The organism is Pseudarthrobacter phenanthrenivorans Sphe3, assembly GCF_000189535.1.
Classification (GTDB): Bacteria; Actinomycetota; Actinomycetes; order Actinomycetales; family Micrococcaceae; genus Arthrobacter; species Arthrobacter phenanthrenivorans.
On the sequence record NC_015145.1, the window covers coordinates 3,092,904 to 3,117,304 of the forward strand.

Genomic DNA, 24,401 nt, shown 5'->3' on the forward strand with positions numbered 1-24,401 from the left:
GGACACGCGAATGCCCGCCCGGGGCAGGCCAGGGCGGGCATTCGGAGGGGGTGTCGTCAGACGCGGGTGAGTTCGTCTTCCCCTTCGCGTGACGTGTGGCCGGCTGTTCCGTTGACAGCCTTGCTGGCGTCGCCGAAACGCTCGTTGAGCCGCGAGTGGCGCTGCCCGTAGGCGAAGTAAATGGCCATGCCGATAGCCAGCCAGATGGCGAAGAAAATCCAGGTCTCCACGGCAAGGTTGGTCATCAGGTAGAGGCACAGCACGGCGGACACAACAGGCAGGACCTTGCCGAGCGGCACCCGGAAGGCGGGCTTCAGGTCGGGGCGCTTCTTCCGGAGCACCAGGATGCCCAGGCTCACCACCACGAAGGCGGACAGCGTACCGATGTTGATCATTTCCTCGAGCAGGTCCACGTTGGTCACGCCCGCCACGATGGCGACGGCGGCGCCACAGATGACCTGGAGGCGCACCGGCGTCGAACGCTTTTCACTGGTCTTCGAAAGGGCGCGGGGAAGGAGGCCGTCGCGGCTCATGGCCAGGACCACGCGGGACAGCCCCATGAGGAGCACCATGATCACAGTGGTCAGGCCCACCAGGGAACCGAACGCGATGATCTTGGCCGCGGATGTGTCGCCCACGGCTTCAAAGGCTGTGGTGAGCGTGGGGTTCTCCGCCTCGGCCAGCTGGGTGTAGGACACCATGCCGGTGAGCGCCAGCGACACCAGGATGTACAGCAGGGTAACCAGGGCGAGGCCGCCGAAGATGCCGCGGGGCAGGGTCTTCTGCGGATTCCTCACTTCCTCAGCGGAAGTAGCCACCACATCGAAGCCAATGAACGCGAAGAACACCAGCGCGGCCCCGGCGAAGATGCCAAGGGTGCCGTACTGTGCCGGGGCAGCCCCGGTGAGGAAGCCGAAGAAGGACTGCTTGAGGACGTCCGCGGCGCCGGTTCCACCGGTCGGCTCGGCGGCCGGAATGAACGGGGCGTAGTTTTCGAACTTCACGTAGGTGAAGCCCACCACGATCACAAAGAGGACGACGCCAATCTTGATCAGGGTGAAGATGTTGCCGACGCGGGCGGACAGCTTGGTTCCCAGGACCAGGAGGACGGTGAAGACGGCCACGATCAGGAACGCGCCCCAGTAAAGGTCCACCCCGCCCAGGGAGATTGCGGGCGGAACATCCGCGCCCATCAGGGCAAAGACCTTGCTGAGGTAGATGCCCCAATACTTTGCGATGACGGCGGCCGCCGTGAAGAGCTCCAGGATCAGGTTCCAGCCGATGATCCAGGCAAGGAGTTCGCCCATGGTGGCGTAAGTGAAGACGTAGGCCGAGCCTGCCACGGGGATGGCGGTGGCGAACTCCGCATAGCACATGATGGCGAGGGCGCACGTGACGGCGGCGATCGCGAAGGACAGGGTCACGGCGGGACCGGAGAAGTTGGCGGCCGCCTTCGCACCCACGGAGAAGATGCCGGCACCGACGGCCACGGCGACGCCCATGATCATCAGGTCCCAGGTGCTGAGGGAGCGCTTGAGCTTGCGTCCGGGTTCATCGGCGTCGGCGATCGACTGCTCGATGGATTTGGTCCGGAGGAGGTTCATAGGGATCACAATCCTGGTTTGTGAAGGAAACAGACCTATTAACGGTAGTGTCCATCCACTGGACGGTCCCAACCGTCCCGAATGGTGAGACGCCCTCTTTGCCGAATGTTCTTCTGCAAAAGCACTTGAGGCCCTTCACATGAAGGGCCTCAAGCGTTTTAGGCCAGAATCGCTGCAGACGGCCAGTCCATCAGGGCGGACCGGATCAGGAACCGTTTCCCTTCAGGCGCTTCCACGGAGAACCCACTGCCCCGTCCCGGCACCACGTCCACTGTCAGGTGGGTGTGGCTCCAGTACGCGAATTGCTCCCGGGACATCCAGAACTCCACGGGCTGGGGCTGCAATCCATCGGACAGATCGAACAGGCCCAGCAGGACGTCGGATCCGCCCGTCATGAAATCCCCGGCGGGATAGCACATGGGCGAGGACCCGTCGCAGCATCCGCCGGACTGGTGGAACATCAGGGGACCGTGCTGCTGCCACAGCATCCGTAGCAGCTGCACTGCCGCCTCGGTGAGCGCCACCCGGGAGAAGTCCTCCCCTGGCAGCGTCACGGCGGCCTCAAGCCTGTTGGCCTGCATCAGAACCTCAGGACCACGCGTCCGTCGATCTTGGCGTGCCTCATTTCATCGAGCACCGCATTGATCTCTGAAAGCTCACGGACGGACACCGTGGGATGGATCTTGCCCTGCGCGTAGAAGTCCAGGGCTTCCTCCATGTCCTGCCTGGTTCCCACAATGGAGCCGCGTACGGTCAGTCCCTTGAGCACAATCTCGAAGATCGGGGCAGGGAAGTCCCCCGGCGGCAGCCCGTTGAATACGATGGTGCCGCCACGGCGGGCCATGCCAATGGCCTGCCCGAAAGCCGAGGGGTGCACTGCCGTGACGAGCACTCCATGGCACCCTCCCGTTTCACGCTGGATGACCTCTACCGGATCCTCATGCAAAGCGTTGACCGTCAGCTCGGCGCCGTGGGATTTGGCCAGGGCAAGCTTGTCATCGGCTATGTCTACCGCCGCCACCCGGAGGCCCATGGCCACGGCGTACTGCACCGCGATGTGGCCCAGCCCGCCGATACCGGAGATGGTGACCCACTGCCCCGGCCGGGTCTCGGTCATCTTCAGGCCCTTGTAGACGGTGACGCCGGCGCAGAGCACCGGCGCCACCTCGACGGGGTCGGATCCCGCCGGTATGCGGGCGGCGAAGCGGGTGTCCACGAGCATGTACTCGCCGAACGAACCATCCACGCTGTAGCCGCCGTTCTGCTGCGCCTCGCACAGGGTTTCCCATCCGGTGCGGCAATACTGGCAGTCCCCGCAGGCGGACCAGAGCCAGGCGTTGCCCACCAGGTCACCCAGCGCAAGGTCGGTGACCCCTTCGCCGAGGGCCACCACTTCGCCCACGCCTTCGTGGCCGGGGATGAAGGGCGGGGAGGGCTTGACGGGCCAATCACCTTCGGCTGCGTGAAGGTCGGTGTGGCAGACGCCGGTGGTGAGGACCTTGACCAGCGCCTGTCCCGGGCCGGGAGTTGGAATCTCCAGGTCCTGGACCTGCAGGTCCCTGCCGAATTCGGTTACTACTGCTGCTTGCATTCTCGTCGTCATTGGCGAAATCCTTGCGTCGGTGTAGCGGAGATGGAACGGGTGGTTGGAAGGGGCCTAGAAGAAGCCCAGCTTGTTTTCGTTGTAGCTGACCAGCAGGTTCTTGGTCTGCTGGTAGTGGTCCAGCATCATGGCGTGGTTCTCACGCCCGATGCCCGAGGACTTGTAGCCGCCGAACGCGGCGCCGGCCGGGTAGGCGTGGTAGTTGTTGACCCAGACCCTGCCGGCCTGGATTTCGCGGCCCGCGCGGTAGGCGATGTTGCCGTTGCGGGACCAGACGCCCGCGCCGAGGCCGTACAGGGTGTCGTTGGCGAGACCCATGGCGTCGCTGTAGTCGCTGAACTTCGTCACCGCGACCACGGGGCCGAAGATTTCCTCCTGGAAGATCCGCATCTTGTTATGCCCCTCGAAGACCGTGGGCTGGACGTAGTAGCCACCGGCCAGGTCCCCGGGCAGCTCGGCGCGGGCGCCGCCGGTGAGGACCTTGGCGCCTTCCTGCTTTCCGATGTCGATGTAGGAGAGGATCTTCTCAAGCTGGTCGTTGGAGGCCTGGGCGCCCACCTGGGTTTCGGTGTCCAGCGGGTTGCCCTGGACCATTTTCTCCACCCGGGCCACGGCGTCGGCCATGAAGGATTCGTAGATGTCCTCCTGGACCAGCGCGCGGGACGGGCAGGTGCAGACCTCGCCCTGGTTGAAGGCGAACAGCGCGAAGCCTTCCTGCGCCTTGTCGTAGAAGGCGTCGTTCTCTTGGGCCACGTCGTTGAAGAAGATGTTGGGGCTCTTGCCGCCAAGTTCCAGTGTGACCGGGATGAGGTTCTGGGACGCGTACTGGCTGATCAGCCGGCCGGTGGTGGTCTCGCCCGTGAAGGCGATCTTCCGGATCCGGGGGCTGGACGCGAGCGGCTTGCCTGCCTCCACGCCGAAACCGTTGACCACGTTCAGGACACCTGCGGGCAGCAGGTCGCCGATCAGCTCCACCAGGACAAGGATGGAGCTCGGCGTCTGCTCGGCGGGCTTGAGCACCACGGCGTTGCCGGCGGCGAGCGCGGGTGCCAGCTTCCAGACTGCCATCAGGATGGGGAAGTTCCAGGGGATGATCTGGCCCACCACACCCAGCGGCTCGTGGAAGTGGTAGGCAGTGGTGTCCTCGTCCAGCTGGGACAGCCGGCCCTCCTGCGCGCGGACGGCGGAGGCGAAGTAGCGGAAGTGGTCGGCTGCGAGTGGAATGTCGGCGTTGAGGGTTTCGCGGATGGGCTTGCCGTTGTCCCACGACTCGGCCACTGCGAGCATCTCCAGGTTCTCGTCGATGCGGTCCGCGATCTTGTTCAGGATCGCGGCGCGCTCGGCCACGGAGGTCCTTCCCCACGACGGGGCGATCTTATGAGCGGCGTCCAGGGCGAGCTCGATGTCCTCTGCCGTGCCGCGTGCCACCTCACAGAAGGCCTTGCCCGTGACGGGCGTGATGTTTTCGAAGTACTGGCCCTTCACCGGCGCAACCCACTCGCCGCCGATCCAGTTCTCGTAGCGGTCCTTAAAGGTAACCTTTGAGCCCTCGGTGCCGGGCTGTGCGTAAACGGTCATTGCTAGCTCCTTTGCTAATCCAGGCGTTTGCCGTTGGAGTCAGCGTAGGAGCGGGCAGGTTGCAGCAAGGTTGCGCCCCACCTGCCGTCAAAGCATGGAGAGGACGACGGCGGGGCCCGGCTCAGGCGCGGGCCCAGGCTCAGGCGCGGAGTTCGGCTTCCAGCCGCTCGAGTTCCGCCACCACGGCGGCCCGCTTGGGTGAGCGCGGCGGAAGGAGGCGGAGCGCCGCACGGCGGACCCCGACGTCGTCCCTTGCCTCCGGAAGTTCGGCGTACCTCAGCAGCGACTCCGCGCTGCCGTCCGTCAGGACCGCCTCCCGGAGCAGCATCGAAACCCGCTCCCGGAGCTCGGTGATGCCGGGGGCCTCCGAGCGCGGCAGCACGGCGCCCCGATAGATCTCCAGGGCGATCCGGTGGGCACCGCGCTGCAGGCAGCTCAGCACCTGCGCCGAGTCCGGCACCAGGTCCAGCGGCAGGCGGTAGGGCCGTGACTCCGGGACTGCGTCCGGGTTGAGTTGCTGCAGCACCTTGCGGAGCCTGACCATTTCGGCGCGGAGGGTCATGGTGGAGCCTTCTCCGGGGTACAGCAGGCCGCACAGCTCTTCCGCGCTCAAACCGTCCGGGCGGGAGCTGAGCAGGGCCAGGATCTCGCTGTGCCGGGCGGACAGCGTGATGGTTTTGCCCTGCAGGCTGAGCAGTGCCTGGTCGCGGCCCAGCAGCTGCAGGCTGTTGCGGTAGAGGCTGGTTTCCTTGGCGGCGCCGGCCACGGCGGAAGCGCTGCGTGCCGTGCTACCTGACGCCCGTCGTCGTACCGGTGTGCGGGCCAGCTCCGCCGCCAGCTGGAGGCGTTGGACACGCAGCTGGGCCTGCGCGGCAGCCACTGTTGCCTCCACGAGGGACAAGGTATGCGGGGCTACTGCGGTGTCCGTCCCGGTGATGTCCACAACTCCCAGCACCGCACCGGAGTCCGGGTCGTGGAACGGCACGGCGGTGCAGCTCCACGCATGCACGGCCCGCTGGTAGTGCTCGGCACCGGCAATCTGGATTCCGCGGTCCAGGGCGAGGGCCGTTCCCGGGGCGCTGGTGCCCACGCTGGCCTCGGACCAGTCGGCGCCGGCGACGAACATCATGCCTTCGGCGCGGCGCTGCATCACGGGATCGCCTTCCACCCACAGCAGCCGGCCCACCTCATCGCCCACCGCTACCAGCAGTCCGCTGTCATGGCTCGGCTGGACCAGGAGCTTGCTGATGACCGGCATGATCGCGGCCAGGGGATGCTGCCGGCGGTAATCTTCCAGCTCGTCCCGGTCGATGGCCAGCGGCGCTGCGGGACTGTCCGGGTTTGCCTTGAACCCGGCGGACCGCTGCCAGGACTCCCTGATGAGCTTGCGCAGGCCTGGAATTTCCGGGGTGCCGGCCGCGGCACCATCCAGCAACTCATGCCCGGCAAGGGCTGCCCGCTGGTGCGGCTCGGCGGCCGGCTGGATCAGGTTCGTCATCGAACTCCCAATGATGGTGCGCGGCTTTCGTTCTGCCAGCCCGGCAATTGTACATCCCTCAGCCAGCTGGACGGCGGCCGGAATGCGTTGCTTTTGGCGCCCGTGGCAGGGCGGTCCCTGGAACGGCGCGGCTGCGGGAACCGGATGCCTGCAAAAGTCACGCAAACAGGTTTTGCGTCAGCGGCCAACCGGGATGTCAGCCGCGGGAGATGCGGATCATCTCCTCGCGCGGCACCACCTTGATGCGCTCCCTGACCACGTGGTCCAGGCCCTCGGGTCCGGTCCAGGCCGCGCCCAGGCCGGCCTCGTGGGCGTCGAGCTTGTTCCAGCCCTCCCACGTGGTGTACTCGATGCCCCGCTCTTCCAGCAGGTCGATGATGGCCTGCGGATCCGGGTTCTGGGCGGGCGGCAGCGTGAGCCGGTCCTCGAGCAGGAAGCCGATGGTCTCCAGGGCGTCCCCCTTGGTGTGGCCGATCAGGCCTACCGGGCCGCGCTTGATCCAGCCTGTGGCATAGATGCCCGGAACCGGGTTGCCTTCGGCGTCCAGCACCCGGCCGCCCTCGTTCGGAATGACACCGCGCTTGGCATCGTATTCCAGTTCGTCCAGGGCGGAGCCATGGTAGCCGATGGCCCGGTACACGGCCTGGACCGGATATTCGATGTACTCGCCGGTGCCTTTGACGTTTCCGGTGCCGTCAAGCTGCATGCGCTCAAACCTGATGCCGCCCACTTTGCCCGTGCCGTCGTCGAGCACTTCCACCGGGCTGTGCAGGAAGTGCAGGTGCAGCCGGCGGGAGGAGGGGTTTTCGGACTCGGTGTGCTCCTCCACCAGCCAGTTGGTGAGGGTATTGACCATGGTCTTGATCTGGTTGTTGCTGCGGATCGCCTCATCGGACGCCTCATCGAATTCGAAGTCCTCCGGGTAGAGCACAATGTCCACGTCGTTCATGTGGCTCAGTTCCCGGAGCTCCAGCGGGGTGAACTTGACCTGGGCCGGGCCGCGGCGGCCAAAGACGTGCACGTCCGTGACGGGCGAGGCCTTCAACCCCTGGTAGACGTTGTCCGGGATCTCGGTGCTCAGGAGCTCTTCGGGGTGCTTCACCAGCATGCGTGCCACGTCCAGGGCCACGTTGCCGTTGCCGATCACGGCGATTTCCCTGGCGTCCAGGGGCCATTCCCGGGCCACGTCCGGGTGGCCGTCGTACCAGGACACGAAGTCTGCGCCGCCAAATGAACCCTGGAGGCCGATGCCGGGGATGTCCAGGTCTGCGTCCTTGACCGCGCCGGTGGAGAAGATCACGGCATCGTAGAAGGAGCGGAAGTCGTGGAGGGTGAGGTCCCGGCCGTACGTCACGTTGCCCAGGAACCGGATATCGCCGCGGTCCAGGACCTTGTGCAGCGCGTTGACAATGCCTTTGATCCGCGGATGGTCCGGAGCGACGCCGTAACGGATCAGGCCATAGGGCGCGGGGTAGGCCTCGAAGAGGTCGATGCTGACTTCGAAGTCACCGTCCTTCACACCGCTGGATTTGGTGAGGATGTCCGCAGCGTAGACGCCTGCCGGTCCTGCGCCCACAATGGCGACGCGGAGGGGACGGGGGGAGCTGGATTCGCTGTGGTTGGACACCGGAAGCCCTTCTGGACTGGTCATGCGGTTCGTGGGGACGCGCGCGCAGCAGGTAGCGCACAATCTCCTATTCTAGGCCTCAGCCGCTCTTGGCCAGCGGAACCACGTCCCCCTCGCGGTACAGCAGCGCGCGGAGCTCGGCCTCGGCGGAGTCAGGCCTCTTGGGATCAATGGTTTCGCCCTCGTGGTAGTGGTCCAGCACCCGCGGATCCACGTAGCTCTTGCGTGCGATCGACGGCGTGTTCCCCAGCACCTCGGAGGCTTCGATCATGGCCCGGCTGATGGCCCGCTTCCGCTTGGCGGCTGTCCGCTGGGCTCCGGTCCGGGCCAGGCTGGCCGCGGCGGCCACGGTGCCGCGGAGGGTCCGGAAGTCCTTCGCCGTGAAGTCGGAACCAGTCCGTTCCTTGACGTAGGCATTGATGTCGGCGCTGGTCACGGGGCGCCAGTGCCGGCCTTCCTTGTAGGCGAGGAGCCTGGCGTTCGGGCCGCGCCGCTTGAGCAGGCGGAGCAAGGCGGCCAGGTCGGCGTCGCGGATTTCCGATTCCCAGTCCTTGCCGCTCTTGGCCGGGAACCTCAAAAGGATGCGGTCCTTCCGCACCTGGACGTGGGCGCAGAGCAGGGTGGCGAGCCCGTGGCTGCCGTTTTCATTGGTGTAGCGCTCCGACCCCACGCGAAGGGATCCGCTGTCCAGCATCCGGAAAGCCCCTGCCAGGACGCGGTCGCGGGTGAACCCCTCACCGCGCAGGTCCATGGTGACCCTGCGCCGGGCCGCCGGCAGCGATTCCGCCAGCTGGAGGGCACGGTTGAACTTCACCCGGTCCTTCCGTTCGCGCCATTCCGGATGGTAGATGTACTGGCGCCTGCCGACGGCGTCCACCCCGGTGGCCTGGATATGCCCGTTTTCAAACGGTGCTATCCAGACATCGGTCCAGGCCGGCGGGATGCCGATGCCCTCCAGCCGGTCCCGGACGGGTCCCGGGGGCAGGGTGGAGCCATCGAGGTCGCGGTAGCTGAAGCCCTTGCCTGCGGCCACCCGGCGGTAGCCGCGGCCCGAGGCGTTGCTGCGCCGGAGCCTCATGGGGCTGTATCCGGCCGGTTGGCACATGTCATAAAAGCAAGCCTACTGACTATTTTCGGATTGCGTGCCCTGCCTGCTGGAATACCTGCCTTGCGGGTGGTGTTATGGGTTCCGTGCCTACTCCCGAAGGATCCTCCCCCGCCGCGGTGCCTCCAGCGGCCGCCCCCGCCGCCGGCAGGGCCGCAGCTGCCAAGGCTGCCGGCCCCAAGGCAGTGGACGGTCCCAAGGCAGTAGACAAGGAGACGACGGCGGGCATCCTCTTTGGCATCGGCGCCTACGGGTTGTGGGGGTTGCTCCCCCTGTACTTCTTCGTCCTGATGCCGGCTGGCGCCGTCGAAATCGTGGCCAACCGTGTGGTGTGGTCGCTGCTGTTCTGCGCACTGCTGATCACCGTCACGCGCGCCTGGTCCGCGCTGGCGGCGGCGCTGCGCAACCGCGCGGTGTTCGGCACCCTGGCGCTCGCCGCCCTCCTCATCGCCGTCAACTGGCTCACCTACACCTACGGCGTGACCACGGGGCAGGCCGTAGAGGCCTCCCTTGGATACTTCATCAACCCGCTGGTGTCCGTCCTGCTGGGGGTTTTCGTTTTGAAGGAGAAGCTGCGTCCGCTGCAGTGGACCGCCGTCGGCATCGGTTTTGTGGCGGTGGGCGTGCTCACCTACTCCTACGGCAAGCTGCCCTGGATCGCACTGACTCTTGCACTCAGCTTTGGCTTGTACGGCTTCGTGAAGAAGCGGGTTGGGCCCAGGGTGGACGCCGTCACCAGCCTCACTGTGGAGAGCATGGTGCTGGCCCCCTTCGCGGCCGCCACCATGGTCTACCTGGCGGCGGCCGGTACAGCCACCCTCACCACCCAGGGCCCCGGCCATTTCTGGCTCCTGCTGGCCTCCGGCGTGATCACGGCGGTGCCGCTGCTGTTCTTCGGGGCTTCGGCGCGCAGGCTTCCCCTGACTACGATCGGCCTGCTGCAGTATTTCGCGCCAGTACTGCAGTTCATCCTCGCCCTGGTGGTGTTCCGCGAAGCGATGACCTTGGACCGGTGGATCGGGTTCGGTGTGGTGTGGATTGCGCTGCTGGTCCTGACCGTGGACATGCTGCGCACCGCCCGCAAAACATCGGTGGCGCGCCGGCGGAGCAAGGCAGCACTGAAATCCTCCTAAAGCACTGTTGCCCGGAACCCGGGTGGAGTAGGTTGCTCGGATGGAGGACTCATATCAGGTCATCGTGATCGGGGCCGGATTCGCCGGCATATCCGCAGCAAAGGAGTTGGGCCGCAAAGGGGTCCGCGTGCTGCTCATCGATTCCAACAACTACCACCAGTTCCAGCCGCTCCTGTACCAGGTGGCCACATCGCAGGTCGGCGTTTCAGCAATCGCCCGGCCCATCAGGTCGGTCTTCCGCCGGCTTCGGAACGTGCGGGTCCTGACCGCGGAAGTAGCTGCCATCGATGCCGCCAACCACACCGTCACCACAGCCGGAGGAGACACGTTCCGGGCCGGGATCCTGGTGGTTGCCGTGGGCGCCGTACCCAACTTCTTCAACATCCCGGGTGCTGAAGAGCACGCCCTTCCATTGTATTCCGTCGTGGACGCCACGCGGCTCGGCACCAGCGTTACGCGGCTGCTGGACCGGGCCGACCGGGAGCCTGGGACACCCGTGGACATGGTGGTGGTAGGCGGCGGTCCCACGGGCGTTGAGACCGCAGGGGCGCTGGCCGAACACATCAAATTCGTGGTTACCAAGTACTTCTCCCCCGAACTCGCTTCCCGGTGCCGCGTGCACCTGGTGGATATGCTTCCCACGGTCCTCACCATGTTCTCGCCGAAGTCCCAGGAATACACCTGGCGGCGCCTGGCGAAGATCGGCGTCCAGCTGCACATGGGCGTATCCGTTGCGGAAGTGCGGGACGACGGCGTGACGCTGGCTGACGGGACAGACATCCCGGGCGGGATCGTGGTCTGGGCCGGCGGACTGAAGGGCGGCAACCTGCTGGCAGGCTCCGGACTGCCGCTGGGGAAAGGTGGCCGGGTGGACGTCGGCACCGATCTTGCTGTTCCCGGCGTCGAGGGCGTGTATGTGGTCGGTGACGCAGCAAACATCACCGATTCCACCGGCGCAAAACTGCCGCAACTCGGCTCGGTGGCCCAGCAGGCCGGCAAGTGGGCTGCCCGGAACATCCACGCCGAACTGAACGGCGGCACCCGCCAGCCGTTCCGCTATACGGACAAGGGCTACATGGCGATGATCGGGCGGGGTGCCGCGGTGGCCGAGCTGGGCCGGAAACGCCTCCAACTCCAGGGGCTGCTGGCATTCCTGTCCTGGCTCCTGGTCCACCTGGCCCTCCTTTCCGGATTCCAGCAGAAAGTCCGGGCCCTGTTCTCCTGGCTTAACGGGTACGTCCTGCATAGTCCGGCGCAGGTGGTCATCGGCGGGCCGGACAACGCCTCCACGTAACAGCCTGTCAAACGCCTGGGCCCCCGGAACTGTAGTTCCGGGGGCCCAGGCGGTGTTCGCGCCGTTGCGAGGGGACGCTAACTCTGGTGCCGGCTACGCGTTGGCCTTGATGGCCGCGGCGAGGACGTCCAGGCCGTCGTTCAGCAGCTCATCGGTGATGACCAGCGGAGGCAGGAGCCGGATCACGTTGCCGTAGGTGCCGCAGGTAAGGATGATGACGCCTTCCTTCAGGCAGGCGGCGGCAACGGCCTTTGTGAGTTCCGGGTTGGGTTCCTTGGACCCGGCGTGGACCAGTTCGATGGCCAGCATGGCGCCGCGGCCGCGCACGTCGCCGATCACGCCGGTTCCGTCGCCGGCCAGCTCGGCCTGCAGTTCCTTGAGGCGGCCGATTGCGATTTCCTCGATGTGGCGGGCCCGGCCGGCGAGGTCGTATTCCTCCATCGTGCCGATGGACGCCAGTGCGGCGGCGCAGGCTACCGGGTTGCCGCCGTAGGTGCCGCCGAGGCCGCCGGGGTGGACGGCGTCGAGCAGGTCGGCGCGGCCGGTGATGGCCGAGAGCGGCATGCCGCCGGCGATCCCCTTGGCCAGGGTCAGGATGTCCGGAACGACGCCCTCGTGGTTGACGGCGAACCATTCGCCGGTGCGGCAGAAGCCGGACTGGACCTCGTCCGCGATGAAGACGATGCCCTTCTCCTTGGCCCAGGCAGCCAGCGCAGGCAGGAAACCCTCAGCCGGGACGATGAACCCGCCCTCACCCTGGATGGGCTCGATGATGATCGCGGCAACCTGGTCCCCGCCGATCTGCTTTTCGATCATGGTGATGGCGCGCTTGGCGGCCTCGGCGCCGGTGATCTCCGGGTTTTCCTCGCGGTACGGGTAGCTCATGGGCATGCGGTAGACCTCGGGCGCGAACGGGCCGAAGTTGGTCTTGTACGGCATGGCCTTGGCGGTCAGCGCCATGGTGAGGTTGGTGCGGCCGTGGTACGCGTGGTCAAAGGCCACGACGGCGTCGCGTCCGGTAGCCAGGCGGGCCACCTTGATGGCGTTCTCCACAGCCTCGGCACCGGAGTTGAACAGGACCGTGCGCTTCTCGTGGTCACCCGGGGTGAGGCGGTTCAACTGCTCCGCCACTGCCACATAGCCCTCGTACGGCGTGACCATGAAGCAGGTATGCGTGAAGTGCTCCACGGCTTCCTTGACGGCCCCGACGACGGCGGGATCGGACGCGCCGACGCTTGTCACGGCAATGCCCGAACCAAGGTCGATGAAGGAGTTGCCGTCGACGTCGTGGATGATCCCGCCGTCGGCGTCTGCAACATAGACGGGCACGCCGGAGGCGACGCCCGCGGCAACGACTGCCTTGCGGCGCTCGGCCAGGGCTACGGACTTGGGGCCCGGGAAGTCTGCCTGTACGCGGCGCTTCTGCTCCAGGCGGAAGGTGATGTCTGATGCGGTGGTGGTCATGGAGGAGCCTTTCGTACTACTGAATTGGGCCCACGCCGGCTGGGTTCCCTGGCCGAAGCGGAGCGAGGTTAGGGTGCCGGTGGGGATTACGCATCAAGTGCGCTCATCACGTGCTTGATGCGCGTGTAGTCCTCCACGCCGTACATGGAGAGGTCCTTGCCGTAGCCGGACTGCTTGAAACCGCCGTGGGGCATTTCGGCGGTTAGGAGGATGTGGGTGTTAATCCAGACGGCGCCGAAGTCCAGGTCACGGCTCAGCCGCATGGCTGTGCCGTGGTTGGTGGTCCACACGCTGGAAGCCAGCGCGTACTCGACGTCGTTCGCCAGTTCCACGGCCTCTTCCTCCGTGCTGAACCGCTGCACCGTGATGACCGGGCCGAACGTCTCCTTCTGGACGATGTCGTCAGTCTGCTTGGCGCCGGTGATGATGGTCGGCTCGAAGAAGTAGCCCTTCTCCCCCGCCCGGTGGCCGCCGGTTTCGATCCGGCAGTTGGCGGGCAGGTTCTCCACCACCGAAGTGACGGCGTTGAAGTGGTTGATGTTGTTCAGCGGGCCGAAGTAGTTGTCCTCGTCGTTCTGCGAACCGGTGCGCAGGGTCCTGGTGTGCTCCACCATGGCTGCCACCACGTCGTCGTGCACGGAATCCTCCACCAGCACACGGGTGATGGCGGTGCAGTCCTGGCCGGCGTTGAAGAAGGCGAACTCTGCGATGGCCGCGGCGCTCTTCTTGATGTCGGCGTCCTTGAACACTATTGCCGGGGCCTTGCCGCCGAGTTCCAGGTGCGCGCGTTTGAGGCCCTTGGCCGCACCGGCGGCCACGGCGATGCCGGCGCGGACGGAGCCGGTGATGGATACCAGGCCGGGGACCTTGTGCTCCACCATCATGGAGCCGGTCTCGCCGGTGCCGAGCACCACGTTCAGGACGCCGGCCGGCAGGATCTCCCCTGCGAGGCGGGCCAGGACCAGGGTGGATTCGGGGGTGGTGTCCGAGGGCTTCAGGACTACGGTGTTGCCGGCCGCGAGCGCGGGGCCGATCTTCCAGATGGCCATCAGGAAGGGGTAGTTCCAGGGTGCCACCTGGGCCACGACACCGATGGGTTCCCGGCGGACGTAGGAGGTGTGGCCCTCGAAGTACTCGCCGGCGGACTTGCCTTCTAGGATGCGGGCGGCCCCGGCGAAGAAGCGCAACTGGTCGGCGCCTGCGGCAATTTCCTCCGAGGCGATGAGCGAGCGCACCTGGCCGGTGTTCCGGTGCTGGGCCTCCACGAGTTCGTCGCTGTTGGCCTCGATGGCGTCGGCAAGCTTGAGGAGCATGAGCTGGCGCTGGCCGGGGGTGACGTGCTTCCAGGTCCTGAAGGCGTCCTTGGCTGCGGTCATGGCGGCGTCCACGTCTGCCTGCACCGAGACGGGCGACTGTGCCACCACTTCACCGTTGGTGGGGTTCACGATGTCCAGCAGCACGGTGCCGGCAGGGGTGACGAACTTCCCGTTGATGAAGTTCTGCAAGGTTTGGACCACGGTGTGCAACCTCTTTCTGTGGGGCCATCGGCTGTAGGGCGGATGGATGGAACTGCCTTGAGCCTATGCCAGCGCCACATGGGAGTGAATAGCCACCTGCACACCCTTCCCGGATCTTTTTAGTGCGGTTGCCCAGCGGCCCTTTATCCTTGTCCCATGGCCATTTCCCTTGCCGCCCTGCTGGGTGTGAAGTCCCTGAAACTCTCCAAGGCAGGGGTCGCGGAGACCACCTGGCACCAGGACATCAACTGGGTGGCAGTGACCGAACTGGAGGACCCGCACCGCTTCATCAACGGCGGTGAGCTGATCCTGACCACCGGGCTCCGCCTGCGGTCAGCCCCGGAGCAGCGGCGCTTCGTCCGCCAGGTCCAGCGGGCCGGCGCGGTGGGCATCGGCTTCGGCGTGGGGCTTTCCCACGAGGCCGTTCCCCCTGCCCTGCTGGCCGAGGCCAACAGGTGGGGCCTGCCAGTGGTTGAGGTGCCGTACGAGACCCCGTTCATCGCCATCGGCAAGCTCGTGGCCGACGCGCAATCGGCGGACCACTACGCGAAGCTCGAGCGGCTGATCGCGGGACACCAGGTGCTGGCCCGGGCCCTGCTCACCGGCGGCGGGCTCGCCGAGCTCCTCAAGCACCTGGGCAGCATGCTGCGCACCGACATCGCCCTCAGCCAGTTCACCGCGCAGCTCTACAACAGCAGCAGCGAGTCCCCCTCGGCAGACACCTGGTCCTCCTACCCCGTCCCCACCGGCCGCCGGGACGCCTGCACGCTGTGGGTCCGGCAGCCGTTCGAGGACTCCGGCATCATCGGGTACGCCCAGAACCTGATCAGCGTGGAGCTGAACAACATGGTCAAGCAGCGCCAGTCCCAGCGGGCTCTGTGCGGCCAGGTCCTGGAGGACGTGATCCATGGGGCGCTGGAGACCAGCGAGGCCCAGCGGCGGCTGGCGGGCGTGGGCGTGAACAGCACCCGGAAAAACGTGGTGCTGCTGGCGGTCTCCGCCGCGCACAACAAAGCCCTGGTGAGCACCTCTGTGCCGCGTGACCTCGAAGACGCGGTGGCCGCCGTCGTCGGCAAGGACCTGGTGCTGGTCATCAATGACGACGGCGGCCGCGCACCTGCGCTGGCCCGGAAGCTGAGCGACCACCTGGCCGAGGCCGGAATCCACGCCACGATCGGCATCGGCGGGGCCTACACCAAGCCGAACGGCCTCCGCTGGAGCTATTTCGAGGCCCGTGATGCGACAAGCCACGGCCTGCCCGTCAATGAGCCGGAGCGGCTTAGCCTGACGTCGCTGCTGCTGGCCAGCGAGGACGTGCCGCTGGCGGACATGGCCAACGAATCGCTGAATCCGCTCCGGACGTTCGACGCCGCCCATGGTTCGGAACTGATGGCCACCCTGGAGAGCTACCTCAACAACAACGGTTCCGTGGCCGCCGTGGCGGAGGAACTCACGCTGCACCGCAACACGGTCCGGTACCGGCTGGCACAGATCACCGAGCTGACCGGGTACGACCCCGCCGTCACCACCGACCGCGTGCAGCTCTGGCTGGCCCTCGCCGTGGCCCGGCTGTCGGCCCGCCAGGGAAAATAAGGTGCCTAGATAACGCCGCGCCGCAGGAGGTCGCGGGACTTCTTCCGGGCCTTGCGGTACTTGGCTTCGGCAGCCCGCATCAGCTCGTCCTGGCGGTTCCCGAGCGCCGCGTAAGTTGCCACGGTGGCGGGTGCATCGTGGCTCCCGCCGGCGGTGGCCAGCAGGTCACGGGCGATCACGGCGTCGTGGAAGTCTCCCAGGATTTTCTGTTGCCGGTGCGCTGCCTTGGCGACTTTCCCGGCACGCTTGCCATGCACCAGGGCGGCCGTTTCCGCCACATGACGGAGCCGCTTGGCGTCCTTGCGCACCTGGTGGAGGGCTGTTTCGTGGGCTGCGCCCCGCCTCGCGTGGGCCGCAGCCCGGTGGGAACGCCGGAGCCGGCGGGCAGCTTTGTCCACCGCTTTCGCAGCTGCCCGCCGTCCCGGCGCCACCGCATCCGGCCGGACCGGCGGATTGTCCCGGAAATCCTCGAGGTCATCCAGGAGCCTGAAGTAACGGTCGGACCGCAGCGCAGCCTGCAGGAGCCGGTACCCGTCGTCGTACGCGGCGCCCACCTTGTGCTCCACGCGGTCCCGCGCGGCGTTAGTCCCGTCGCCCTGCGGCAGGTCGTCCAGTTGCCCGCGGAGCCTGCCCAGCAGGACTTCCGCGTCCCTCGGCGCCCCGAGCATCTGGCCAAGCCACTTAAGTTCGTCCCGCAGCCGGCGGACGGGGCCGGCCGCATACAGCTTGCGGTAGGCGGCCAGGACCGAGCGGATCCGCCGGGTGGCTGACCGCATGTTGTGGACCGCCTCGGGTTCTTCCTCCCGGACCGCCGGGTCCTGGGCGAGGATCTCCTCGATCTGCGCGCGGAGGTAGGCAGTGACGACGGCGGCTGCCGGGGCTTTCTTGCCCGTGCGGAGGGCTGCGGTGCTTTCGCCCGTGCCTGTATCCGGCGATTCGATGGAGTCTGGGGTGATGCCGCCTGCGGCCCCGCCCAAGGCGCGGGCCAGCTTGGAGGCGTGGCCGGCCGGACGGGCACCGGCCTGGGCCAGCAACTCCCCGGCCGGGGCGAAGAGCGAGGGTTCACCGTGGACCAGTTCCAGTTCCCACTCCCGCCAGTGCAGCTTCTCTGCGGCAGCAGGGCCGGCGCTGCCAGCCGCGCCCGGGGCTGCGGCCCGGTGCAGGCGCGTCGCGGTCACCCGGTCATCGGCCAGGTCGGCAAGGTGCGTTCCGTCCCCGCCGTAGAGCGCGTGGGTGGTGCGCCGGGTTTCAAGCCGGACAACGGGAGCCACTGCCGCTCCGCGGAGGTACGCCTGGAGGTGGTCGAGCAGGCTGTCGGGCACTACGTCGGGCTGGCCCAGCGGGGCGTGCAGTTCACGCCGCTGTTGCGGTTCCGGTCCGGACGCGGCTTCCAGCGGGGGCAGCTTCAGGTGCCAGCCGGCGTCGGTTCCTCCAGTGCGGCGGCGGAGGGTGATCCGGCGGGACGCCAGGGTTAGCCCTTCCGTGTCGAAGTAGACCGCTTCCAGCAGCGCAGTGTGGGGAGCTGCCGTGCGGGCCACTCCGGGAAGTCCGTCCAGCGGGGGCACTACGGCGTCCTCGTCGACGTCGTACTTCTTTTCAATTTCCAGCGCCTGCGATGCCTTCACCAGCCGATCCTTCCGCTTCCGCCCATCCGGGCCGGACGAACCGGTCCGGGCTCCCGCTGGCAGTCTATTGCCCCCGGCCGGTATCCCGGGAGAGCTCTGCCACTTAAGCCCAAACATCAAACGTCTAACCTTTAGACTTGAGAGATGCCCGCTTCCTCTCCTGCCACCTCCAACGCGCCCGCCGCAGAACGTGCCGCAAACCCTGCCGCCGCCGCGCCCCAAACCGGCGCTCCGGCGACCTCCGCAGCCAGGCCCCGCTCCGCCGTCGTCTTCGGCGTGATTGCGCTGGTGCTGATCGGCCTGAACCTGCGCGCCGGCATCACCGGGGCGTCTGCGCTGCTGCATGACCTGCAGGCCGTCCTGGGCTACGGCGTGCTGGTGGCCGCGATCATCCCGTCCATCCCCACGCTGTGCTTTGCCCTGGCGGGCGCGGGCACGTCCTGGCTCGCCGGACGGCTCGGCGTGGAAAAAGCGATCCTGCTGGCCCTCGCGATGCTGGCCGGCGGCCTCCTCCTGCGGGGAATCCCCGCCACGGGCATGCTGGTTGCGGGCAGCGTCGTGGGCATGTCCGGCCTGGCCGTCTGCAACGTGGCCATGCCCTCCTTCATCCGGGAGCATTTCGCGCACCGCACTTCCCTCATGACCGCCGTTTATACGGTGACCATGACCACGGGCGCCACCGTCACCGCCGTCGCCGTGGTACCGCTGGCGCATGCACTCGGCTCGCCTTCTGCCGCCGTCGGCGCCATCGGCATCACCGCCGTCGCCGCGCTCCTGGGCTTCCTTCCCGTGGCGCTGCACGCCCACCGCAACCGCCCTGCCCAGGCCGCCGCAAGCGTCCTGCCGTGGCCGCTGCTGCGGACCCGGAAGGGGTTCCTGCTCACCGCGATCTTCACCCTCCAGGCCCTGCTCGCCTATGCCCTGCTGAGCTGGTTCCCGTACCTGCTGACCACCATGGGACTCAGTGCCTCCGCCAGTGGACTGATGTTCGGGCTCATGCAGCTTGTTTCCGTTCCGGCGGGCATGGTGCTCATCGCCATCGGCTCCCGGCCGCGCATGCTGCGGCCCGCGTTCTACCTGGCCAGCATCACCATGGTTGCCGGGCTGGCGGCGCTGCTGGTCCTGCCCGTGGAACTGGCCGCCGTCCCGGCCGCACTGATCGGGTTCGGCCTGGGAATCTTCCCGCTGGTCATGGTGATGATCAGCCGCAGCGGCGCCAGCACCGCAGAAACCACCGCGCTGTCCACGCTCGCCCAGTCCACCGGCTACCTGCTGGCCACCGCCGGGCCGTTTGGGATGGGGCTGCTGCACAGCGCTACCGGCGGCTGGACCCTGCCCCTCCTGTTGCTCCTTGCGCTGGCGGTTGCCCAGATCGTGGTGGCCCACCTGATTACCGGCAAGGCCATGGCCGCCGGCGGACGAAAGTAGGACGGCCATGGCACTGAGCCCATCCTCCCGCGCGCCGCTCGCCGACGAGGTCACCGCCAAGCTGCGCACCATGGTGCACTCCGGCGAGTGGCCCCTCCACCAGCGGATTCCGTCCGAAACCGAGCTGATGGCCACCCTGGGCGTTTCACGGGGCACCCTCCGCGAGGCCATCAAGGCCCTGGCCCACAGCGGGATGCTGGAGGTCCGGCGGGGCGACGGCACCTACGTCCGGGCCACCAGTGAAATTTCCGGTGCCGCCCGGCGGCTGTACCAGGACCACACCGAGGTGCACATCCTGGAGGTCAGGCTGGGCCTGGACACGCAGGCCGCCCGCCTGGCGGCGCGCAATGCCATGCCCGACGACGTCTCCGCCCTGCGTGCCCTGCTCGCCGCGCGGGACCAGGCCTGGAACGCGGGAGACTACGAGGCCTGGGCTGCGGCCGACTGGGGATTCCACGAACGGGTGGCCAAGGCATCCGGCAATCCCCTGCTGCACGAGCTCTACGTCAGTTTTGGTGCGGCCTTCCACCAGGACCTCCTGGCCCAGCAGCGGCGGCCGGGATTCGACGGCCGCCCACTGGAGGGACACGACCTCCTGGTGGACGCCATCGAACAGCGGGACGCCGAGACGGCCGTAGCAACGGTCAACCGGAACCTAAACTCCTGCGCGGACTGGCTGGCGCGGTAGCGACTGGGTCTTGTCCCAATGGCGACGGCGGGGTTTCGTCCGGGCTTAACCGGTCAGTAGGCTTACTATCAGACGCAGGTAGTCATGCCTTTCGCGCACCCCTGCGCGGCGGGCACCCGCCGACGATGAGGAGTTTCCCGTGGCGCGAACACCACGCCTGACTGATCACGAACTGGGCAAGGAGCCCCCGCAGCCGGAGACGGAGGAATCACCAGCTGCCGCGGTGGCGGCCGGACAGGCACAAGGACATGCCGGCACGGCGGAACAGCCCGCGGCAGCCACCCGGAAACCACGGCCCACCAAGTCCCCCAGCGAACTGTGGGCGGACGGGCTGGGCAGGGTGGGTATCCGCGCGGCCCAGGTCCTCCTGATCCTCACGGTGGCAGTGGTATCCGTCTACGCGCTGATGCAGATCAAGCTCCTGGTCATTCCGATTTTGATTGCGCTCATCCTGGCCGCGGCGATCGGCCCGTTCGTCAACATGCTCCGGCGCCGGGGACTGCGGGGCGGCCTTGCCACCGGCATCGCGTTTATTGGCCTGCTGCTGGTGCTGGGCGGCGTATTCACAGTCATCTACCTCTCGGTCCGCAACCAGTGGGGCGAACTGGCGCAACAGGCCGCTTCAGGGCTGGATGAGCTGGAGAAGTTCCTCCTCACCGGGCCTATCCCGATTGAGCAGGAGCAGCTGGACCAGGCACGGCAGGGGATCGTCGAGTTCGCCACCAGCAGCCAGGTCCGCTCCGGCGCCATCACCGGGCTTTCAGTGGTCACGGAGTTCTTTGCCGGCGCGGCCTTGATGATCGTCATCCTGTTCTTCTTCCTCAAGGATGGCGCAAAGATCTGGAACTTCTTCCTCCGCCCCTTCAGCGGAGCACGCGAAGCCAAGCTCCGCCGTGTGGGCAGCCGGACCCTTGAGGTCCTGGGCGGCTACGTCCGCGGCACCGCCATAGTTGCCCTGGTGGACACCGTGGCCATCGGCGCTGCGCTGCTGATCATGCAGGTTCCCCTGGCCCTCCCCCTGGCCATCATCGTGTTCATCGGCGCCTTCATTCCCCTGGTGGGTGCCACGGTGGCGGGCATCCTGGCCGCCCTGGTGGCACTCGTGGCCAACGGCCCTGTTGTTGCCCTGATCGTGGTGGCAGTGGTCATTGCCGTCAACCAGCTCGAAGGCGACCTCCTGCAGCCCATCGTCATGGGCAAGTCGCTGCAGCTCCACGCGCTGGTGATCCTGATGGCCTTGACCGCCGGCACCATCCTGGCCGGAATCGTGGGCGCCGTGCTCTCCGTGCCGCTTGCCGCCGTCGCCTGGGCCATCATCCAGGTGTGGACCGCGGAGGACCCCAACCTGGAGGACATGAACCCGAACCTGCCGCCGGCGGGCACCAAACCCATCTAGCCTCCGCGGTTGGGAACGCCGAACACTCCCGCTGAGGGGATGCGCGACGACGGTCCGGCACCTGGGTGCCGGACCGTCGTCGTGCGTTGCTGCGTTACCGCCTGGGAGCGCTCAGGAGCGGAGCCCTGCGAAGACGTTCTTGGGACGCTGCATCTCGCCATGCTTGGCGCCCAGGATAATCACGGCGCCCGCAAACGCGGGGATGACCCACTGCAGCATCTTCAGCTGCTGCTGGGCGGTCTTCAGTTCCTCCGAGGAGTCGGGCCGCGGCTCGGTGGCGCCTTCAGCACCCTCGGCCGCGAGCTTCTCCACCTTCTTGCCCAGGATCCCCGAGTAGAGGGTCACCGCGGCGCCCGCCACGGTCACGGCCGTCTTGATGGCGGTATCGCGGGCCACGCCCTCCTGCTTGGCAATGCGGCCCTTGTTCTCCCAGGCGATGGCGAGGTCCGCCACCAGGTGCGAGGCGAACGCCGCAGTCTGGAACGGTGCCCACTTCATCCAGCCCGCGCTCGAAAGCCGGGTCCGCTCGGATGGGTCCTTGGCTGCCGCGGCTGCACCATTCAGGCCGATGGCACCCATCAGGGATCCACCGAACCACGCTGCTGCCGTCAGATCGTGAACGGACCGGGCAATGAGATTTCCTGCCATGATGTGCATTCCTAACGTTGATCTGGTTCCGAGATGCCGCTCGCGCGGTCTTCGCTTGCCGTGTCCCCTCAAGGTCATGGTCCGCCTATGGTAAGCACACTTACTAATGTTACGAAAGCCCGCCTTCCGGGATGGAGAACGCGTAATATCGGGGCCATGGGAATTACAGGGACATTGTTCGGCTGGGCTTTCGGAGACCCCGCCCGCGAACAGGAGAACGCTTACGTAAAAGGCCTGCAGGACGAGGCACTGGCCAATGCCAGGGAAACGGCGGCCGCGAAGGGAGTGTCAGTGGTGGCGGACTCCCAGGTGTTCACCGTCCTGAGCGCGGACGATTCCCTGGTGGAACTCGACAACGCCCCGGGAAAGCTGGTGGTCCGCTGCACCGTGCATGTGGAGGGGCCGGGCGCGGAGAAGCTGCGGGCCGAAGGACCGATGAACGGCTGACCCATGTCCGACGGGGAATCCACCATCAGCAGGGCCGCGGACGCCGTCGAGGAGGCCTCCAACCACAAGGCCCTGGACGTCCTGGCGCGCGCGGGTTTCGCCGTCATGGCCGTGCTCCACGTGATCATTGGGGCCATCGCCATCGCGGTGGCCTTCGGCCAGCCCGGAGAGGCTGAACCAAGCGGTGCCATTGAACAGTTGGCGGCGAACCCCTGGGGCCCGTATGTGATGTGGGCGTGCGTGGTGGCGTGCCTGGGCCTGGGGTTGTGGCAGGCGAGCGAGGCCACTCTTCGCATGCGCCGCGCTCCCCGCAAGGAGCGGGTGTCCAAGTTGGTTTCCTCTGGCTTCCTGGCCATCGCCTACAGCAGCGTCGGGTTCAGCTTCGCCGGGTTCGCGGTGGGGATGCGCGGTGACTCCAGTGAGAGCACCCGGGATTTCAGTGCCGCACTGATGGCCACGCCGCTGGGGTTGTGGGTGCTGGTGGCGCTGGGCCTGACCATCGTGGGCATCGGCATCTACTTTGTGGTCAAGGGCGTCCGGTTCGGGTTCAAGGAGGAGCTCTTCCATTTCGACGGCAGGCGGCGCGGCAGGCTGATCGACGGGCTGGGCGTGGCCGGCCATATTGCCAAAGGCATCGCCCTGGTCCTCACCGGCCTGCTCTTCGTCATCGCCGCCGCCAAACACAACCCGGACGAATCCACCGGACTGGACGGCAGCCTCAAAGCCCTCCGCGACCACCCCTGGGGCCCGTACCTGCTGGTGGCCATCGGGGCGGGATTCATTGCCTACGGGGTGTTCGCCCTGATCCGCTCCCGGTTCGGCCGGATGTAGTTCCGCCTTTGTGGGTAGGAAGGAAGCATGACGGACCACTTATCGGGTGACCAGCGAACGGACGACGACGGCGCCCGCGGCTTAAGCGCGGCGGCGGGCCTGGCCTTCGCCTCCTTGTTCCGGGTCCTGAAGCTGGTCCGGCCTGTCCGGCCCATCCATCCCAACGGGACAGGGCTGACCGGCCGCCTGGTAAGGACCGGCAGTGCCGGCGGAGCAAGCGGCCTCGACTGGCTCGACGCGCCCGGAACGGACGCGGTTGAAGCGCGGTTCTCCCGGTCGATCGGGCTGCCGAAGGGACTTCCGGACATCCTGGGGCTGGCGCTGCGGGTGGTCACTCCCGCCGCCGGCAGCAGGGACGGCGGCCCCGCCGATATCCTCTTCGCCTCCACAGGCTGGCGGGTCCCCGGCAGGTTCCTGCTCCAGCCCAGGCTGGAAGTCTCCGGCGCCGCCCTGACGACCCTGATGCCCTACCGGGGCCGCCGGGGCCCGGTGCTGCTGGGCTTGCAGAGCGGGCGGTTTCCCCAAGGATCGCCCCAGTCAGGGGAATGGATCCTTGAGTTGTACTGGGCCAGGCCGTTAGGTCCCTGGCAGCACTGCGGGGAGCTGCGCCTGCGTGCTGCTGCACAACCGCAGGACACCAGCCTGCGTTTCGACCCGCTGGCCAACTTGCCGCCCGGCGCGCACACCTACCCCTGGACGCGCCGGCTCCGGGAGCGGTCGTACCTGGCCGCCCAGCGGCAGGCTCCAGCCGCCGTCGTACCTTCCACCACCCCAGCGGACCAGACCGCGGCCGGCACCGGCGCAGCGGCAACAGAAAGGAAGCCCATGGCAACCGTGTCGCAGGTATTCAACTCCCCCGCCGCCGACGTCTGGAAGGTGATTGCCGACGGCTGGCTGTACTCCGGCTGGGTGGTGGGGGCCTCCCGGATCCGGGCCGTGGACGACCACTGGCCGCACGCCGGATCACGGCTGCACCACTCCGTGGGCGCCTGGCCGTTCCTGATCAATGACAGCACCAGCGTGACAACTTCTGAGCCAAACAAGAAGCTCGAACTGGTGGCGCGTGGCTGGCCGCTGGGTGAAGCAAAAGTGGTGATCACCCTCGAGGAGGACCAGGGCGGGGGCTGCAAGGTCACCATGGCTGAAGACGCCATCCGCGGACCCGGCAAGCGGATTCCCAAGTTCCTGCGGGACCCCATGATCACGGTGCGCAACCGGGAGACGCTCAAGCGCCTGGAGCTCATGGCCGCCGGCGGGGCCGGGAAATAGCACGGCCGGCTTAAAGCAACGCGAGGTCACTTTCCGCCCAATAAACCCGGTCT

Annotated in this window: 20 protein-coding genes; 9 read left to right on the top strand and 11 right to left on the bottom strand. The window is 67.1% G+C overall.

What is annotated here, in order from left to right:
* Positions 1–56 precede the first annotated feature (56 nt).
* The 7 genes from ASPHE3_RS14390 to ASPHE3_RS14420 all read right to left on the bottom strand — a co-directional run bounded on the left by ASPHE3_RS14390 (position 57) and on the right by ASPHE3_RS14420 (position 8,988).
* A complete protein-coding gene (locus tag ASPHE3_RS14390; RefSeq protein ID WP_013601920.1) occupies positions 57–1,604 on the bottom strand; it encodes an amino acid permease in 1,548 nt (515 codons plus the stop codon).
* A gap of 158 nt (positions 1,605–1,762) precedes the next feature.
* A complete protein-coding gene (locus tag ASPHE3_RS14395; protein WP_013601921.1) occupies positions 1,763–2,185 on the bottom strand; it encodes a DUF779 domain-containing protein in 423 nt (140 codons plus the stop codon).
* On the bottom strand, positions 2,185–3,207 hold the full coding sequence (gene adhP / locus ASPHE3_RS14400; RefSeq protein ID WP_174266600.1) for an alcohol dehydrogenase AdhP: 1,023 nt from the start codon (positions 3,205–3,207) through the stop codon (positions 2,185–2,187). Before adhP ends, ASPHE3_RS14395 begins: the two co-directional genes overlap by 1 nt.
* A 54-nt stretch (positions 3,208–3,261) precedes the next feature.
* A complete protein-coding gene (gene exaC / locus ASPHE3_RS14405) occupies positions 3,262–4,785 on the bottom strand; it encodes an acetaldehyde dehydrogenase ExaC (protein WP_013601923.1) in 1,524 nt (507 codons plus the stop codon).
* Positions 4,786–4,924: 139 nt separating this feature from the next.
* Positions 4,925–6,283: a GAF domain-containing protein gene (locus ASPHE3_RS14410; RefSeq protein ID WP_013601924.1), complete on the bottom strand. Its 1,359-nt coding sequence runs from the start codon at positions 6,281–6,283 to the stop codon at positions 4,925–4,927.
* Between the two features lie 196 nt (positions 6,284–6,479).
* Positions 6,480–7,934 carry an FAD-dependent oxidoreductase gene (locus ASPHE3_RS14415; protein ID WP_375153939.1) on the bottom strand — a complete coding sequence of 485 codons (1,455 nt, stop codon included), beginning with the start codon at positions 7,932–7,934 and terminating at the stop codon, positions 6,480–6,482.
* A 55-nt stretch (positions 7,935–7,989) separates the two neighbouring features.
* Complete coding sequence (locus ASPHE3_RS14420; RefSeq protein ID WP_013601926.1) at positions 7,990–8,988, bottom strand: DNA topoisomerase IB; 999 nt, start codon at positions 8,986–8,988, stop codon at positions 7,990–7,992.
* A 104-nt stretch (positions 8,989–9,092) separates the two neighbouring features.
* Between ASPHE3_RS14420 and rarD the strand changes: the two genes are divergently transcribed.
* A complete protein-coding gene (gene rarD / locus ASPHE3_RS14425; RefSeq protein ID WP_041652233.1) occupies positions 9,093–10,148 on the top strand; it encodes an EamA family transporter RarD in 1,056 nt (351 codons plus the stop codon).
* Between the two features lie 40 nt (positions 10,149–10,188).
* Entirely contained in the window at positions 10,189–11,442 is a 1,254-nt protein-coding gene (locus ASPHE3_RS14430; RefSeq protein ID WP_013601928.1) for an NAD(P)/FAD-dependent oxidoreductase, read from the top strand.
* Between the two features lie 93 nt (positions 11,443–11,535).
* Here the strand turns inward: ASPHE3_RS14430 and gabT are convergent, their stop codons facing one another.
* Positions 11,536–12,906: a 4-aminobutyrate--2-oxoglutarate transaminase gene (gene gabT / locus ASPHE3_RS14435; protein WP_013601929.1), complete on the bottom strand. Its 1,371-nt coding sequence runs from the start codon at positions 12,904–12,906 to the stop codon at positions 11,536–11,538.
* 86 nt (positions 12,907–12,992) lie between these two features.
* On the bottom strand, positions 12,993–14,423 hold the full coding sequence (locus ASPHE3_RS14440; protein WP_013601930.1) for a gamma-aminobutyraldehyde dehydrogenase: 1,431 nt from the start codon (positions 14,421–14,423) through the stop codon (positions 12,993–12,995).
* Positions 14,424–14,579: 156 nt separating this feature from the next.
* Here ASPHE3_RS14440 and ASPHE3_RS14445 point away from each other — a divergent pair, with 156 nt between their 5' ends.
* Positions 14,580–16,016 (top strand): PucR family transcriptional regulator, encoded by a 1,437-nt coding sequence (locus ASPHE3_RS14445; protein WP_013601931.1) that lies wholly within the window; start codon positions 14,580–14,582, stop codon positions 16,014–16,016.
* A 5-nt stretch (positions 16,017–16,021) separates the two neighbouring features.
* Here ASPHE3_RS14445 and ASPHE3_RS14450 read toward each other — a convergent pair whose 3' ends face one another.
* The gene (locus tag ASPHE3_RS14450) at positions 16,022–17,641 is read right to left on the bottom strand and encodes a CYTH and CHAD domain-containing protein (RefSeq protein ID WP_013601932.1); all 1,620 of its coding nucleotides are present in this window, start codon (positions 17,639–17,641) and stop codon (positions 16,022–16,024) included.
* Between the two features lie 144 nt (positions 17,642–17,785).
* Between ASPHE3_RS14450 and ASPHE3_RS14455 the strand changes: the two genes are divergently transcribed.
* From ASPHE3_RS14455 to ASPHE3_RS14465, 3 genes are all read left to right on the top strand, one after another.
* Positions 17,786–19,069, top strand: a complete 1,284-nt coding sequence (locus tag ASPHE3_RS14455) for an MFS transporter (protein WP_013601933.1) — start codon at positions 17,786–17,788, stop codon at positions 19,067–19,069.
* Between the two features lie 7 nt (positions 19,070–19,076).
* Positions 19,077–19,757: a FadR/GntR family transcriptional regulator gene (locus tag ASPHE3_RS14460; RefSeq protein ID WP_013601934.1), complete on the top strand. Its 681-nt coding sequence runs from the start codon at positions 19,077–19,079 to the stop codon at positions 19,755–19,757.
* Positions 19,758–19,896: 139 nt separating this feature from the next.
* Positions 19,897–21,153 (top strand): AI-2E family transporter, encoded by a 1,257-nt coding sequence (locus tag ASPHE3_RS14465; RefSeq protein ID WP_013601935.1) that lies wholly within the window; start codon positions 19,897–19,899, stop codon positions 21,151–21,153.
* 111 nt (positions 21,154–21,264) lie between these two features.
* Here ASPHE3_RS14465 and ASPHE3_RS14470 read toward each other — a convergent pair whose 3' ends face one another.
* Complete coding sequence (locus ASPHE3_RS14470; RefSeq protein WP_041652235.1) at positions 21,265–21,801, bottom strand: hypothetical protein; 537 nt, start codon at positions 21,799–21,801, stop codon at positions 21,265–21,267.
* Positions 21,802–21,957: 156 nt separating this feature from the next.
* Here ASPHE3_RS14470 and ASPHE3_RS14475 point away from each other — a divergent pair, with 156 nt between their 5' ends.
* From ASPHE3_RS14475 to ASPHE3_RS22710, 3 genes are read left to right on the top strand one after another with little or no spacing between them, the layout of a single operon-like run.
* Complete coding sequence (locus ASPHE3_RS14475) at positions 21,958–22,248, top strand: hypothetical protein (RefSeq protein ID WP_013601937.1); 291 nt, start codon at positions 21,958–21,960, stop codon at positions 22,246–22,248.
* A 3-nt stretch (positions 22,249–22,251) separates the two neighbouring features.
* Positions 22,252–23,079, top strand: a complete 828-nt coding sequence (locus ASPHE3_RS14480; protein WP_013601938.1) for a DUF1206 domain-containing protein — start codon at positions 22,252–22,254, stop codon at positions 23,077–23,079.
* A 27-nt stretch (positions 23,080–23,106) separates the two neighbouring features.
* Complete coding sequence (locus ASPHE3_RS22710; protein WP_013601939.1) at positions 23,107–24,348, top strand: SRPBCC family protein; 1,242 nt, start codon at positions 23,107–23,109, stop codon at positions 24,346–24,348.
* Positions 24,349–24,401: the final 53 nt, after the last annotated feature.